A 13,371-nucleotide genomic window follows, 5' to 3' on the forward strand; every position below is an offset into this window, starting at 1 on the left:
CCCGAACTTTTCAAGATATGAGGATGATATGAGCGGATTGATGGCTGGTAAACGCGGGCTGATAATGGGCCTTGCCAACGACAAGTCGCTGGCCTGGGGCATTGCCCAACGATTGAAAGCCGAAGGAGCCGAACTTGCATTCAGCTATCAGGGCGAGGTTATGGAAAAGCGCGTCCGTCCGCTGGCGGAACAGTTGGGCTGCGACTTTCTGATCGACTGTGATGTTGCGGACATGGCCAATCTCGACCGTGCCTTTGCGACGCTGGCCGACACATGGCCCACGATCGATTTCGTCGTCCACGCCATCGGCTTCACCAACAAGGAAGCGCTGCGCGGCAAATATTTCGATGTCGGCCTTGATGATTTCCTGATGACCATGAACATCAGCGTCTACAGCTTCACCGCGGTCGCCAAGCGCGCCGCCGCCATGATGAAGCCACTTGATCCGGAAACGGGCGAAGGCGGCGGTTCCATGCTGACGCTCAGCTATTATGGCGCCGAAAAGGTCGTCCCGCATTATAACGTCATGGGCGTTGCAAAGGCGGCCTTGGAAACTTCGGTCAAATATCTGGCCAATGATGTGGGTCCTGACGGTATCCGCGTGAATGCGATTTCGGCTGGTCCCATCAAGACATTGGCTGCATCGGGTATCGGCGACTTCCGCTATATCCTCAAATGGAACGAGTATAACTCGCCCCTGCGCCGCAATGTGACCATCGACGATGTAGGCGCCTCCGCGCTCTATTTCCTGTCTGACCTGTCCAAGGGCGTGACCGGCGAGACGCATCATGTGGATGCAGGTTATCACACCGTCGGCATGAAGCAGGAGGATGCCCCTGATATTTCGTTGAGTTAGGTTGATTTTGAATGCCTGTCGTCTTTCGCCAAAGTGGTTGGCGCTTTCATTTTTTTGCATATGAAGGGAGCCCGCGTGAGCCCATTCACGTCCATGTTGCAAAACCTGATGCCGACGCGAAGGTTTGGCTTTATCCCGAGCCGCGTGTCGCATATAATCATGGCATAAATGCTCGTGATATGCGTATGATATTGGAAATCGTGACGCTTCACACGCAAGAAATTGAGGAGGCTTGGCATGGTTTCTTTGCCGGAACCGACTAAAATTTCATTCGATCAGGATTCCATGTGGGTTACATTGGATGATGGTCGTGTTATAGGCGTTCCATTGGCTTGGTTCCCCCGCCTTTTGAACGGATCAGAGCAAGATCGGCAGGATTTTTTCCTGTCGCCAAGTGGTATGCATTGGGAAGCGCTAGATGAAGATATCTCTGTTCGGCTGATATTGTCGGGACGGATCGAACTGCCGCCCGAGAAGCGCTATGCGGCATAATGCCAGTTTTACTCCGATATCAGAGTTTTCGTTTCTTTTTCTATTCTAGCGAAGGTGACCCGCGTGAACCGCCGCATATCCATGTTCGCAAGGATGGAGCCGAAGCGAAGTTCTGGTTAACGCCGGCAGTGCGCTGCGCTTGGACCCGGCGGTTTGACGAGCGTACTTTGAAAATGCTGGAAACAATGGTAATTGAACATAAAGTCGAGTTTGAGGAGCAGTGGCATGTATTTGTTGCCTGAGCCGGTAAGTGTCAGTTTTACCAGCGAATTGATGAGCGCGACGCTTGAGGATGGCAGGATAATTACTGTTCCCATCTCGTGGTATCCCAGGCTCCACAAGGCGACACCGGCACAACGTCAGGCATATGAACTAAGCCCGGGCGGCATCCATTGGGACGAAATCGACGAGGATGTATCGATTGAGGGTATGTTGATCGGACGGGGTCAAGGCAACGCTCCGCGTCAGGCGGCCTGAAATTTTGTTCGAGGGTCATAGTAACGAGTTAGTCCTCCTCCTCGTCGGCTGCGCGTTGCTGGTCGGCTTGCACGGATATTGGCACGCACGGCATTATTGGGAGGGTTTGCCGCCCATACTTGACGGCTTTGTGTCGATGGCCGGGTTCGGCGCGCTGATCGGCGCGTTCGTCTGGGGCGGCCGGATCGGCACCGCTTTTGGATATCCTCACGCGGCGCGCATTTTGGCCCTTGCCGTGACCTTGATTATCTACCGCGCGGTGCGGACCTGGATTGGCAAGGAACAGGTCAAGTATCGCAAGGCAAAACGGCCGGCGAATGACGATATAGTGACATAATGATCGATTTCGAAATTGACCATGTTCAGATCGCTATTCCCGAGGGCGGCGAGGCCCAAGGCCGCGTTTTTTTCGGTACATTATTGGGACTCGCAGAAATCCCGAAACCGCCTGGAAATCGGAAAAGAGGCGGTTGCTGGTTTGCTGCGGGATCGCTGCAACTGCACCTTGGCGTTGATCCCGAATTCCGGGCTGCTCAAAAAGCGCATATTGCTTTTAAGACAAATGCACTGGACGAAGCGCGCAGTCTGTTGGAACATGCGGGGTATGATATTGTGAGTGATATTGATGTTGAGGGACGTCGGCGGTTTTTCACGAATGACCCATTTGGTAATCGTATCGAATTTATGGACAGGACGACCCGCTTATGAGCTTTAACACCTTCGGCCGCGTCTTTCGCTTTACCACTTGGGGGGAAAGCCATGGGCCTGCCTTGGGCGCGGTGGTGGACGGTTGCCCTCCCGGATTGGCGCTCAGTGAAGCCGATATCCAGCCCTTTCTGGACAAGCGCCGCCCCGGCACGTCGCGCTTCACGACGCAGCGGCAGGAACCTGATGCCGTGCGTATCCTGTCAGGCGTTTTCGAAGGTCGGACGACCGGAACGCCGATTTCGCTGATGATCGAAAATGTCGACCAGCGGTCGAAAGACTATTCCGACGTCGCCAAGGCCTATCGCCCCGGCCATGCGGACTACAGCTATGACGCCAAATATGGTTTCCGCGACTATCGCGGTGGTGGCCGGTCAAGTGCGCGCGAGACAGCCGCGCGGGTTGCCGCAGGCGCAGTGGCACGGGCAGTTATTCCTGATGTCGAGATTATCGCCTATGTCGCCGAAATCGGCGGCGATGCGATCAACCGCGACAATTTCGAGATTGCACAGATCGGCAAGAACCCTTTCTTCTGCCCCGACGAGGCCGCCGCCGGCCGTTGGGAAAAGCTGGTGGACGAGGCGCGCAAGGCCGGTTCCTCGCTGGGCGCGGTGATCGAATGCGTGGCAACGGGTGTTCCCGCAGGTTGGGGCGCGCCGCTTTATGCGAAGCTCGACAGCGAACTGGCCGCCGCGATGATGAGCATAAACGCCGTCAAGGGCGTCGAAATCGGCGCGGGCTTTGAAGCCGCCCGATTGCGCGGTGAGGAAAATGCCGACCGGATGCGGCCCTCAACGGCCGGGTCCAACCAGCCTGAATTTCTCGCCAATAATGCCGGCGGCATTGCGGGCGGTATTTCTACCGGACAGCCGGTCATCGTCCGGGTGGCGTTCAAGCCGACCTCATCCATCCTCACCCCGGTCGAGACGGTGACGCGCGAAGGCGAGGCCACCGATATCGTCACCAAGGGCCGCCATGACCCTTGCGTCGGCATTCGCGGCGCGCCGGTGGTGGAGGCGATGATGGCGCTGGTGCTGGCCGACCAGAAACTGCTGCACCGGGCGCAATGCGGATAGGAGAAAGACAATGCCCAAACTGGATATCGAGAGCATCCCGCAAACCAATGCCACAGGCTATCCTGCTGTTTATGCAACTGAAGTTGAGGGCAGATTCTATCGTCGCCTTGCTCCGCCTTCAGGCCTCACCGAATTTGGCGCAAGTCATGTTGTCCTGAAACCCGGTGCATGGTCATCCCAAAGGCACTGGCATGAAGATGAGGACGAAATGGTCATCATGCTCTCCGGTGAAGCTGTATTGGTTGAAAATGACGGCCGCCACATCATGCGTTCCGGCGATGTCGCCGTGTTTCCCAAAGGTGCCGCCAATGGCCATGTACTGATCAATGAAAGCGACAGCGACTGTGTGTTTGTCGCTATCGGCCGACCATCAGCGTCCGATTGCCATTATCCGGATATCGACATGCACCTGTTCAACGGGACCGGCTTTCGCAAAAAAGACGGCAGCGAGTTTTAGCGGGCAGCATCCTCGATCCGCTGGATCGTCCAAGGTTCTTGCGCTGCCGCCGCATACCATTCTTCCATCCACGGGTGTGCCATCATGGCGTCGACATAGCTTTGGGCAAAGCCGGGCAGGGTAAAACCATAGGTCACAAAGCGGGTAACCACAGGTGCAAACATGATGTCCGCCGCGCTAAAGGTCCCGAACAGATAGGGTCCCTGCTGCCCAAAGCGGGAGCGGGCCTCGGCCCAGTTTTGCAAAATACGGACGGCATCGGTGCGGGTATCGGCGGAGACAGTGACGTCGTGAAAGCTTTTGCGAATATTCATCGGACACTCGCGGCGAAGCGCCACATAGCCGCTGTGCATTTCGGCGGAAAGCGACCGCGCCATGCCGCGCGCGACCCTGTCCTTGGGCCAATACCGGTCGCGGCCGACCTTGTCCGCCAGATAGTCGATAATCGCCAGGCTGTCCCAGACGACCGCATCGTCATCCCATAAAATGGGAACCTTGCCCGCCGACGGTGCCAAATCGTCTTCTCGCTTCCGCTGCTCCCAATTGTCATCATAGAGCGGAACGACCTGCTCATCAAAATGCAACCCTGATTGCTTTACCGCCAGCCAACCGCGCAGCGACCAGCTTGAATAGGCTTTATTCCCGATGATGATTTTCAGCGTCATGATGCCACTGCTTCTAACACCGCACCGCGCAAGTCTTCAATCCCGCCCTTTTTTTCTGCCGATGTCACGGATAATTCGGGATAAGCGGCGACATGTTTGCGAAGCTTTGTCATTGTGTCGGCTTCGACGGCTTCACGCTCGGTCGCTTTGATCTTGTCGGTTTTGGTCAGAACGATGCGGTAACTGATCGCCGCATTATCGAGCATCTTCATGATCTCATGGTCGACTTCCTTGATGCCGTGGCGGCTGTCGATAAGCACGAAGACGCGCTTGAGCACCGCACGACCGCGCAGATAATCGTTAATCAGATAGCGCCATTGCTGGACCGTTTTGACAGGTGCCTTCGCATAGCCATAGCCCGGCATATCCACGATGCGGAACAGCGCAGGGTCGCCGACATCAAAAAAGTTCAATTCCTGCGTGCGGCCCGGCGTGTTCGACGCACGGGCGAGGTTGTTGCGGTTGACCAGCGCGTTGATCAGGCTCGACTTGCCCACATTGGACCGTCCCGCAAAGGCGATTTCCGGCACCGTGGGGTCGGGCAAAAATTCCAGTTTCGGGGCCGATTTCAAAAAGGTGACCGGGCCTGAGAAAATTTTGGACGTCATGTCGTTCATATCAAAAGCCGCCACCCGGAACCAACAGACGGTCACCCTGAACCAATAGAGTGTCACCCTGAACTTGTTTCAGGGTCTTACATAAGCGGCCGAAAGTAAGATGCTGAAACAAGTTCAGCATGACAGTCTTTTTGACGCCTAAGATTCTCACGTCGCCGCCTTCGCCTTTTCCCGCGCTTTTTCTTCGGCTTCCTTCGCCATCTGTTCCTTGAGGATGGGATGGCGAGAGTAGAGCCACTTCTGCTGAGCGATCGACACAAGGTTCGACATTACCCAATAGAGCTGAAGCCCGGCTGCGAACGGTGCCATGATGAACATCAGGAACCAGGGCATGATCGAAAAGACCTGCTTCTGAACCTCATCCATCGGCTGCGGATTGAGCTTTTGCATCAGCCACATTGTCACGCCGAGCAGGATCGGCAGAACGCCGATGGCCAGAAATGTCGGTGGATCGAAAGGCAGCAGACCGAACAGGTTGACCGGGGTCAATGGATCGGGTGCCGACAGATCCTTGAGCCACAGGACAAAGGGCTGGTGCCGCATCTCGATCGACAGCAGCAAGATCTTGTATAGCGCGAAGAAGATCGGGATCTGCAGCAGTACCGGCAGACATCCGGCAAGCGGATTGACCTTCTCGTCCTTGTACAACTTCATCATTTCCTGCTGCAGGCGTGGCTTGTCGTCTTTCCACCGTTCCTGCAATATCTTCATTTTGGGTTGGACCGAACGCATTTGCGCCATCGATGCAAATTGTTTCTGCGCCACAGGGAACATGAAACCACGCACGATGATTGTCAGGCCAATGATTGCAAGGCCGAAATTGCCAAACAGGCCGAACAGCCAGTGCAAAATCCAAAAGAAGGGAATCGCGATGAACCAGAACCATCCCCAATCGATGGCATAATCGAGGTAGGGAATGCCCAGTTTCTTGGAATAGCCATTCAGCACCGCCATTTCCTTGGCGCCTGCAAACAGGCGTGCGGTGCTGTCGGTTGATGCCCCGGGCGCGACATTTGTATAGCGGGTTGGAATAAACTGGGCTTGATAGATGTTGCCACTCGCCCGGAATTTGGTCGCAACCGGTACTTTTTGATCAGGAATCAGAGCGCCGAGCCAATATTTGTCGGTAAAGCCTAACCACCCACCGGTCGTATTGAATTTGACTTCACCTCCGGCATTGTCGGCGACATTGACATAACCCCAATCATAATTGGGTTTGCTGTCGAACACGCCCATAGGGCCGATGTGGATATGGGTAAAAATTGACCCGCCAGTCGTTGCATCGGCAGGTTTGCCCGTGCGGCTGAGCAAGGCGAAGCTGGCGATTTCTACCGGTGCGGTTGCCGTATTGGTGAAACGCTGCTTGGCACTGATCATGTAATTTTCATCGATACTCAGCGCGATTTCGAAAATATGGCCTTGAGAATTGGTCCAGCGCAGGGTGACCGGTGTCGCCGGTGTCAATGCGCTTGCACTGGGTGTCCAGACACTTTTGTCGTCCGGTACTGTCACCCCGGTTCCGACCCAGCCGAAACGTGCGAAATACGCATTTTTGGTACCTGAAGGTGAAAATAACCGCTCTGGTGGCGAGTTTTTCGCCAATGCAGTCCGGTGTGTTAGCAAAAGCAGATCGTCAATCTTTGCCCCTTCAAGGTTGAGAGACCCACCCAATTTGGGCGTTTCGATCCGCACCCGGCCGGATGCTTTCAGGGCGTCGGTCAGCGAAATCGTTTTTTCCGCTGCCGCAGGTGATCCCAGCGCGGCGTCGGCGGTGGTCGCCCCATCTGATGAAGCCGGGGCCTTGGCCGGAGCCGTGACAGCAGCAGGGGTTGGGAAGAATGTGCTGGCGATATAGGGCCAGCCGAACAGGATGAGGCCTGTCAGCAAAACTGCAATTATCAGGTTACGCTTATCGTCCACGTTTAACTTTCCCCGTTATTCAAGCTGTTGGGTGGTTCATGGTACGGGATCGTGCCCGTGACCGCCCCAAGGTTGGCAGCGCAATAGCCGTTTGATGGCCAGCCAGCCACCCTTAATTGCGCCATATTTTTGAAGCGCGTTTATCGCATAGGCCGAACAGCTCGGGCTGTAGCGGCAGGTTGGCGGCAGGATGCGCGATGGGCCCAATTGCCAGCCGCGCGCCACCAGTATGAGAAGCCGCGCGATCATTGGCAGAGCTTTTCCAACGCCTTTGCCATATCGGCGCGCAAGGTGCCGAAGTCGCGTTCAATGCCGCCATCGCGTCCGATCAGGATATGGTCCGCACCCTGCTTGCCCTTTTCGGCCAGCATTTCCTGCGCCAGCGCGCGAAAGCGACGGCGCATCCGGTTGCGGACAACGGCATTGCCCACCTTTTTGGTGATGGTGATGCCAAGCCGAATGTCGGGTTGCTCGTCTTGCCGGTCCTTTACCAGCAAAACAAAACCGGGAGTTGCGTAACGCTTCCCCCGGTTGGCGGCCAGAAAATCCGACCGTTTTTTGATGACGCTGTAACCGCGCATATCGCGGCCTGCCGTTGTCTGGATCAGGCCGACAGCTTCTTGCGGCCACGCGCGCGGCGTGCGTTCAGGATGTTGCGGCCAGCGGCGGTCGACATACGCAGGCGGAAACCGTGGCGACGGGCACGCACGAGATTGCTCGGCTGGAAAGTGCGCTTCATGACTGTAATCCTTAGTTTTTAGTCGGTATGAAATGAAAAGGGCCGCCGAATCTGTCCAGCGACCGCCTTTGTTGACGTGGCCATTATGCGTGAGGCGAGTAAAAGTCAACACGCTCAGGGCAGTTTCATGCCAATATCATCGCGCCGGCAAAGGTGCATGATGTCGCGTTTGATGTCTGGAAAAGGCGGCCTGTGCCGCACTTTGTTCCGCCGCAAAGCCCAATCGGCCCAGCGGCCATATTCGGGATGACGTTTCGATAGCCGAGAATAGCGCTTTTTGGCCCAAAGCGAATGTTTGAGGATGACGCCCAAACCGATGATAAATAGCGCAAGTCCGCCGGGGCCGGGCAGCCAGCTTACCAACGGGACAGCGCAAACCAATATCCAGCCCAGAATGACCATCGCCCAACGATAGACAGGAGAATCGGTCCAACGGACTATTTTGGCTTCTTTCATTTTCATCATGTGGGTGCAGCATGTTGGTGTTGCAAGTTCATGTCTCGTGCAGCCGAAAAACCTGAAAAGCCTGCGTAAATTTACAACATCGTAAAAAATTCATGGTAGATAACCGAAAATCGCGCCGCTTGGCTCTTTTAACATCACACAAAAACCGCCATATAGGATGGTACATGACAACTGCTCTCCCCCATCTGCACCATATCGGTGTTTTGCCCGCTGATATTGATTTCATGGGGCATGTGAATAATGCCCGCTATCTGAACTGGGTTCAGGATGCGGTTTTGGCCCATTGGAACAAGCTTGCGCCGCCGGAAACCGCCGCAAAATATCTGTGGGTCGCGTTGAAGCATGAAATTACTTACCGTAAGCCGGCGTTTCTGGACGATGACGTCATCGCCACCGTCGTTCTGGAGAAAGTGCAGGGCGCCCGTTCCTTTTACGACACAGTGATCAAGCGCGGTGAGGAAGTGTTGGCCGAGGTAAAGTCGAGCTGGTGTTGCATCGACGCCGAAACCCTGCGTCCTGCGCGGATCGCAGCGGAAATTCAGGAATATTTCTTTCGCAAGGATTAAGGTGGGGTTGCCCCTCACCAACTCCGCCTAGGCCTGGCGGCCAATGTTTTTTTTGGACAACGTCACCCTGAACTTGGTTCAGGGTCCATCGCGCAGTTGCACCCATTGTATGAAGGAAAAACCAGCCGAGCGGAACGGTATGGCGTGTCACGACCGGGCGGGAATGGACTGACAAATAGACCCTGAAACAAGTTCAGGGTGACAGTGTGGGAGACGAGTGAAGAGTTGGAGTGCCTCCAGACTGGGCACCCCGCAACCACCCATCAGAAAATCGGATCGTTCGCCCCGCCATCATCCAGCGTCGACACGTCGCTGTGAATGCCGCATTCGACCTTGTCCCAGCCTTTCCAGCGACCCGACCGCGGGTCTTCGCCCGGTGCGACCTTGGTGGTGCAGGGCGAGCAGCCGATGGAGGGATAGCCTTGTTCGACCAGCGGGTGCGGCGGAAGAACATGGTCGGCCATATAGGCATCCAGACGGGCCTTGTCCCAATCTGCCAGCGGATTGACCTTCAGACGGCCTTCTTCAATCTCGAAGCGCGGCAGTGCCTTGCGGGTGGATGCCTGAAACGCCTTGCGGCCGGTAAACTGGGCATCGAAGCCTGCCAGCGCGGTCTTTAACGGCAATACCTTGCGGATTTCGCAGCAGCCATCCGGATCATAAGACCAGCGCAGGCCCGTGCCATCTTTCTCCGCGAGCAACGCAGGGTCTGGGGTCAGGTTACGCAGATCCCTAAAGCCGATCCGTTCCTGCAATTCTTCCCGATAGCTGATGGTTTCCGGAAAATGCTTGCCGGTATCAAGGAACAGGACCGGCACAGTCGGGTCAATGCTGGCGATGAGGTGCAGCAGCACGGCGCTTTCCGCGCCGAAACTCGACACGATCGCCGCATCGCCCAACATGTTTTCTTTCAGTAGAACGGTCAGCATCTCCACCGTATCGCGGCCCCGGAACATATTGTTGAGGCGAACGGCATCCGCCTCTGTGTAACGGGGGCTTGTGTCGATACGGTCGATCGCTCTGTTCCCCTCCCGCGTGCGGGAGGGGTTAGGGGGGGGTGCGTGCGACCGCGAGGGAAGTGACCCTCCCCCGACCCCTCCCGCAAGCGGGAGGGGGGTGAGATTGGGCTCATCCATGGCGCAGTTTCCAAACCGGCACGGCGGCATCGGCCGCTTTCTGGTAAAATTGGTCATAGGTCGAAAGTGCGCGTTTCACCGCTTCCGGGTTCAGCGAACCTTCCGGTGCAAAGCTGTCAAAGCCGCAGCGGCGCATGAACGCGATCTGGTCGACCAGAACGTCGCCTTGCGCGCGCAATTCGCCGGTATAGCCTGCCTCGCGCAATATGCGGGCCGAGCTGTATCCGCGTCCGTCGCGGAATTTCGGGAAGGCAACTTCGATAAGCGTTAGCCGGTCCAGAAAGGGGATCAGCTTTCGTGCATCGTCATCGGGTTCCAGCCGGACCGCGGTGGCGTTCGACTGGTCCAGAAAGGCATCAAGTGTAACCGAAGGCTGTTCGGTGACTTCATCGTCACGATAGCGGAACTCAACCATAGATCGCCTCCTTGAACGGGTCCATGCCAACGCGGCGGTAGGTATCGACAAAGCGCTCGTCGCCTTCGCGCAATTCGCGGTATTTCTCGACGGCCTTTTCGACCGCATCGACAATGCCGTCCTCGTCAAAGCCAGGGCCGGTGATCTTGCCGATCGATACATCTTCGGCGCCTGATCCGCCCAGCGTGAGCTGGTAGTTTTCAACGCCTTTCTTGTCGACGCCCAAAATGCCGATATGGCCGGCATGGTGATGGCCGCAGGCGTTGATGCAGCCCGAGATTTTGAGCTTCAACTCGCCCACGTCGCGCTGCCGTTCGGCATCGGCGAAACGGGTGGCGATTTTCTGGGCGATGGGGATCGAGCGCGCGTTGGCGAGGCTGCAATAATCAAGGCCGGGGCAGGCGATGATATCGCTGATCAGGTCGAGATTGGCATTGGCGAGATCGGCTTCGCGCAGCGCCTGCCATACCGTGTAAAGGTCGCGCTTGGCGACATGGGGCAGCACGATGTTCTGGGCATGGGTGACGCGCAGCTCGTCAAAACTGTACTTCTCCGCCAGGTCCGCCATCACATCGATCTGTGCTGAGGACGCATCGCCGGGGATGCCGCCAATAGGCTTCAGGCTGATATTGACGATGGCGTAACCAGCCTGCTTGTGCGGCTTCACATTCTGGTCGAGCCAGACAGCGAAATCGGGGTCGCTGCGGTCAGGCTCCACATCCGCCGCATCGAAGGCGGGGGCAGCGAAAAAGGCGCTGATCCGTTCCAGTTCGGCCAAAGGCGGGTCGATGCCCAGCGTTTTGACATGGGCAAATTCCTCGGCAACCTGACGGCGATATTCGTCGGCACCGATTTCGTGCACGAGGATCTTGATCCGCGCCTTATAGATATTATCGCGACGGCCATAGCGGTTATAGACGCGCAGGCAGGCCTCGATATAGCTCAGCAGGTCGTCCGCCTTGACGAAGGGATTGATCTCCGGCGCAATCATCGGCGTCCGGCCCATCCCGCCACCGACGAACACGCGGGCACCCAGTTCGCCATCCTGCTTCACCAGTTCCAGCCCGATGTCGTGCAGACGCATCGCGGCGCGGTCTTCGGGCGATGCAATCACCGCGATTTTGAACTTGCGGGGCAGATAGCTGAACTCGGGGTGGAAGGTCGACCATTGGCGCAGCAATTCGGCCCAAGGACGCGGATCGGCGACTTCGTCAGCGGCGGCGCCTGCATATTGGTCCGAACTGATGTTGCGGATGCAATTGCCGCTGGTCTGGATCGCGTGCATTTCGACGCTTGCCAATTCTTCCAGCAGGTCGGCGCATTCTTCCAGTTTGATCCAGTTATACTGGATGTTCTGGCGGGTGGTAAAATGGCCGTAATCCCGGTCATATTTGCGCGCGATATGCGCCAGCATCCGCATCTGGCGGCTGTCGAGCGTGCCATAGGGAATGGCGACGCGCAGCATATAGGCGTGCAGTTGCAGGTAGAGACCGTTCATCAGCCGCAAGGGCTTGAACTGATCTTCGGTGATTTCACCTGCCATCCGGCGGTTCACCTGATCGCGAAACTCCGCCACGCGGGCGTCAACGATGGCTTGGTCGTAATTGTCATATTTATACATATCAAATGATCCAATCGCCCGCAGCCGGGTCGGCGGGTTTGAGGGTGAGGTCGGGGCGGACCGTGGGGCCGAGAGCGCGGACGCGGTCCTTGATGTGCGCGGGGCGTGGGCCTTCGGGCGTGGGTATCGCGTCTATGATATAGGGTGCGTTCACCCGCCGCGCGCCCTCTTCGGCGTGCAGGATGGATTCGCCGCCTTCTCCGACGTCGACGGCATCCTCGACATGGATTGACCAGCCGCTGCCGGTCCACCAGGTGACGGCACCTGATCCCAATTCATTTCCGGTCAGTAATTTCACGCCAGTGCCTCCGCCTGTTGAGCAATATGGATAAGCCGGTCTTCGGCATCGGATTTCAGGACGACATCGCCCACCACGATGATCGCCGGTGAAGCGACCTTTTCGCGCGCAATCATGTCGCCCAGATCGGTCAGGATGGTCCGCACCGCCCGCGAATTGGGCCGCGTGACCCGTTCGAGCACGGCGACGGGCGTGTCGGGGGACAGGCCGTCCGAAATCAGCTTTTCGGTAATGTCCGCGGCGGTCGCGATGCCCATATAGATGACGAGCGTGCGGCCCTTGCCAGCAAGTCCCGCCCAATTCTGGTCGGTCAGGCCCTTGCACTGTCCAGCGACAAAGGTGACCGCGCTTGATGCGTCGCGGTGGGTGAGGGGCATCATTGATGCAGCGGCACCGCCCATGGCGGCAGAGATGCCGGGGACCACGTCCACGTCAATTCCGGCCTCGCGGCAGGCTTCGGCCTCTTCGCCGCCCCGCCCGAAGATGAACGGATCACCGCCCTTCAGCCGGACGACCATATGCCCCGCCTGTGCCTCGCGCACCAATATGGCGTTGATGCCGTCCTGCGGCACCGTGTGCTTCGACCGGCTTTTTGCGACCGAAATCAGCCGCGCGGCCGGGTTGATCATCGCCATGATGGCATCGTCGACAAGGCCATCGTGCACGACGACATCCGCCGTCGAAATCAGGCGCGCCGCCTTCAGTGTCAGCAATTCGGGGTCACCGGGGCCCGCACCGACCAGATAGACATGAGCTTTTTCCATGCCTGCAACATGGCGCGCAGGCCGAGGAGCATCAAATCAGGATATATTGGCTTTGCCCTAGAAGAACTTTAGCGCTCTCAACCGCAGGCTAGATAGAGCAAG

The 13,371-nt window shown here is 57.2% G+C and carries 22 protein-coding genes; 10 read left to right on the top strand and 12 right to left on the bottom strand.

Annotated features, from left to right (window positions below; translation table 11 throughout):
* The first annotated feature begins 28 nt into the window (after positions 1-28).
* The 9 genes from fabI to EUU23_RS01715 are packed head-to-tail and all read left to right on the top strand — an operon-like array spanning position 29 to position 4,063.
* On the top strand, positions 29-856 hold the full coding sequence (gene fabI / locus EUU23_RS01675) for an enoyl-ACP reductase FabI (protein WP_160352398.1): 828 nt from the start codon (positions 29-31) through the stop codon (positions 854-856).
* Between the two features lie 11 nt (positions 857-867).
* Entirely contained in the window at positions 868-1,119 is a 252-nt protein-coding gene (locus EUU23_RS14385; protein WP_160352399.1) for a DUF4160 domain-containing protein, read from the top strand.
* Positions 1,094-1,348, top strand: a complete 255-nt coding sequence (locus EUU23_RS01685) for a DUF2442 domain-containing protein (protein ID WP_160352400.1) — start codon at positions 1,094-1,096, stop codon at positions 1,346-1,348. The genes EUU23_RS14385 and EUU23_RS01685 overlap by 26 nt, the downstream gene beginning before the upstream one ends.
* Entirely contained in the window at positions 1,348-1,590 is a 243-nt protein-coding gene (locus EUU23_RS01690) for a DUF4160 domain-containing protein (protein WP_160352401.1), read from the top strand. Before EUU23_RS01685 ends, EUU23_RS01690 begins: the two co-directional genes overlap by 1 nt.
* On the top strand, positions 1,574-1,825 hold the full coding sequence (locus tag EUU23_RS01695; RefSeq protein ID WP_160352402.1) for a DUF2442 domain-containing protein: 252 nt from the start codon (positions 1,574-1,576) through the stop codon (positions 1,823-1,825). The genes EUU23_RS01690 and EUU23_RS01695 overlap by 17 nt, the downstream gene beginning before the upstream one ends.
* A 4-nt stretch (positions 1,826-1,829) precedes the next feature.
* The gene (locus tag EUU23_RS01700; RefSeq protein WP_160352403.1) at positions 1,830-2,162 is read left to right on the top strand and encodes a hypothetical protein; all 333 of its coding nucleotides are present in this window, start codon (positions 1,830-1,832) and stop codon (positions 2,160-2,162) included.
* Positions 2,162-2,533 (top strand): VOC family protein, encoded by a 372-nt coding sequence (locus EUU23_RS01705; RefSeq protein WP_160352404.1) that lies wholly within the window; start codon positions 2,162-2,164, stop codon positions 2,531-2,533. Before EUU23_RS01700 ends, EUU23_RS01705 begins: the two co-directional genes overlap by 1 nt.
* Positions 2,530-3,606 (top strand): chorismate synthase, encoded by a 1,077-nt coding sequence (gene aroC / locus EUU23_RS01710; protein ID WP_160352405.1) that lies wholly within the window; start codon positions 2,530-2,532, stop codon positions 3,604-3,606. Before EUU23_RS01705 ends, aroC begins: the two co-directional genes overlap by 4 nt.
* Positions 3,607-3,616: 10 nt before the next feature.
* A complete protein-coding gene (locus tag EUU23_RS01715; protein WP_160352406.1) occupies positions 3,617-4,063 on the top strand; it encodes a cupin domain-containing protein in 447 nt (148 codons plus the stop codon).
* Here EUU23_RS01715 and EUU23_RS01720 read toward each other — a convergent pair.
* The 7 genes from EUU23_RS01720 to EUU23_RS01750 form a co-directional block, all read right to left on the bottom strand.
* Positions 4,060-4,722 carry a glutathione S-transferase family protein gene (locus EUU23_RS01720; RefSeq protein ID WP_160353482.1) on the bottom strand — a complete coding sequence of 221 codons (663 nt, stop codon included), beginning with the start codon at positions 4,720-4,722 and terminating at the stop codon, positions 4,060-4,062. The two genes, EUU23_RS01715 and EUU23_RS01720, sit on opposite strands and share 4 nt — an antisense overlap.
* Positions 4,723-4,724: 2 nt before the next feature.
* Positions 4,725-5,336: a ribosome biogenesis GTP-binding protein YihA/YsxC gene (gene yihA, locus EUU23_RS01725; protein ID WP_179956497.1), complete on the bottom strand. Its 612-nt coding sequence runs from the start codon at positions 5,334-5,336 to the stop codon at positions 4,725-4,727.
* Between the two features lie 156 nt (positions 5,337-5,492).
* Positions 5,493-7,265, bottom strand: a complete 1,773-nt coding sequence (yidC, locus tag EUU23_RS01730) for a membrane protein insertase YidC (RefSeq protein WP_160352408.1) — start codon at positions 7,263-7,265, stop codon at positions 5,493-5,495.
* Positions 7,266-7,301: 36 nt separating this feature from the next.
* Positions 7,302-7,514 carry a membrane protein insertion efficiency factor YidD gene (gene yidD / locus EUU23_RS01735; RefSeq protein ID WP_160352409.1) on the bottom strand — a complete coding sequence of 71 codons (213 nt, stop codon included), beginning with the start codon at positions 7,512-7,514 and terminating at the stop codon, positions 7,302-7,304.
* On the bottom strand, positions 7,511-7,846 hold the full coding sequence (rnpA, locus tag EUU23_RS01740; RefSeq protein WP_160352410.1) for a ribonuclease P protein component: 336 nt from the start codon (positions 7,844-7,846) through the stop codon (positions 7,511-7,513). The genes yidD and rnpA overlap by 4 nt, the downstream gene beginning before the upstream one ends.
* 23 nt (positions 7,847-7,869) lie before the next feature.
* Positions 7,870-8,004 (bottom strand): 50S ribosomal protein L34, encoded by a 135-nt coding sequence (gene rpmH, locus EUU23_RS01745; RefSeq protein WP_125230634.1) that lies wholly within the window; start codon positions 8,002-8,004, stop codon positions 7,870-7,872.
* A 114-nt stretch (positions 8,005-8,118) separates the two neighbouring features.
* Positions 8,119-8,460 carry a hypothetical protein gene (locus EUU23_RS01750; RefSeq protein ID WP_160352411.1) on the bottom strand — a complete coding sequence of 114 codons (342 nt, stop codon included), beginning with the start codon at positions 8,458-8,460 and terminating at the stop codon, positions 8,119-8,121.
* Between the two features lie 173 nt (positions 8,461-8,633).
* Between EUU23_RS01750 and EUU23_RS01755 the strand changes: the two genes are divergently transcribed.
* Positions 8,634-9,035, top strand: coding sequence for an acyl-CoA thioesterase (locus tag EUU23_RS01755; protein WP_160352412.1), 402 nt, complete (start codon positions 8,634-8,636; stop codon positions 9,033-9,035).
* Between the two features lie 263 nt (positions 9,036-9,298).
* Here the strand turns inward: EUU23_RS01755 and EUU23_RS01760 are convergent, their stop codons facing one another.
* From EUU23_RS01760 to cobA, 5 genes are all read right to left on the bottom strand, one after another.
* Positions 9,299-10,051 carry a phosphoadenylyl-sulfate reductase gene (locus EUU23_RS01760; RefSeq protein WP_343032689.1) on the bottom strand — a complete coding sequence of 251 codons (753 nt, stop codon included), beginning with the start codon at positions 10,049-10,051 and terminating at the stop codon, positions 9,299-9,301.
* A gap of 112 nt (positions 10,052-10,163) precedes the next feature.
* Positions 10,164-10,586, bottom strand: coding sequence for a DUF934 domain-containing protein (locus EUU23_RS01765; RefSeq protein ID WP_160352414.1), 423 nt, complete (start codon positions 10,584-10,586; stop codon positions 10,164-10,166).
* The gene (locus EUU23_RS01770; protein ID WP_160352415.1) at positions 10,579-12,207 is read right to left on the bottom strand and encodes a nitrite/sulfite reductase; all 1,629 of its coding nucleotides are present in this window, start codon (positions 12,205-12,207) and stop codon (positions 10,579-10,581) included. Before EUU23_RS01770 ends, EUU23_RS01765 begins: the two co-directional genes overlap by 8 nt.
* Position 12,208: 1 nt before the next feature.
* Positions 12,209-12,505 carry a DUF2849 domain-containing protein gene (locus tag EUU23_RS01775; RefSeq protein WP_160352416.1) on the bottom strand — a complete coding sequence of 99 codons (297 nt, stop codon included), beginning with the start codon at positions 12,503-12,505 and terminating at the stop codon, positions 12,209-12,211.
* The gene (gene cobA / locus EUU23_RS01780) at positions 12,502-13,269 is read right to left on the bottom strand and encodes a uroporphyrinogen-III C-methyltransferase (RefSeq protein WP_160352417.1); all 768 of its coding nucleotides are present in this window, start codon (positions 13,267-13,269) and stop codon (positions 12,502-12,504) included. Before cobA ends, EUU23_RS01775 begins: the two co-directional genes overlap by 4 nt.
* Between the last annotated feature and the right edge of the window lie 102 nt (positions 13,270-13,371).

Origin of the sequence: Sphingorhabdus profundilacus, from assembly GCF_009769755.1 — a bacterium.
Classification (GTDB): Bacteria; Pseudomonadota; Alphaproteobacteria; order Sphingomonadales; family Sphingomonadaceae; genus Sphingorhabdus_B; species Sphingorhabdus_B profundilacus.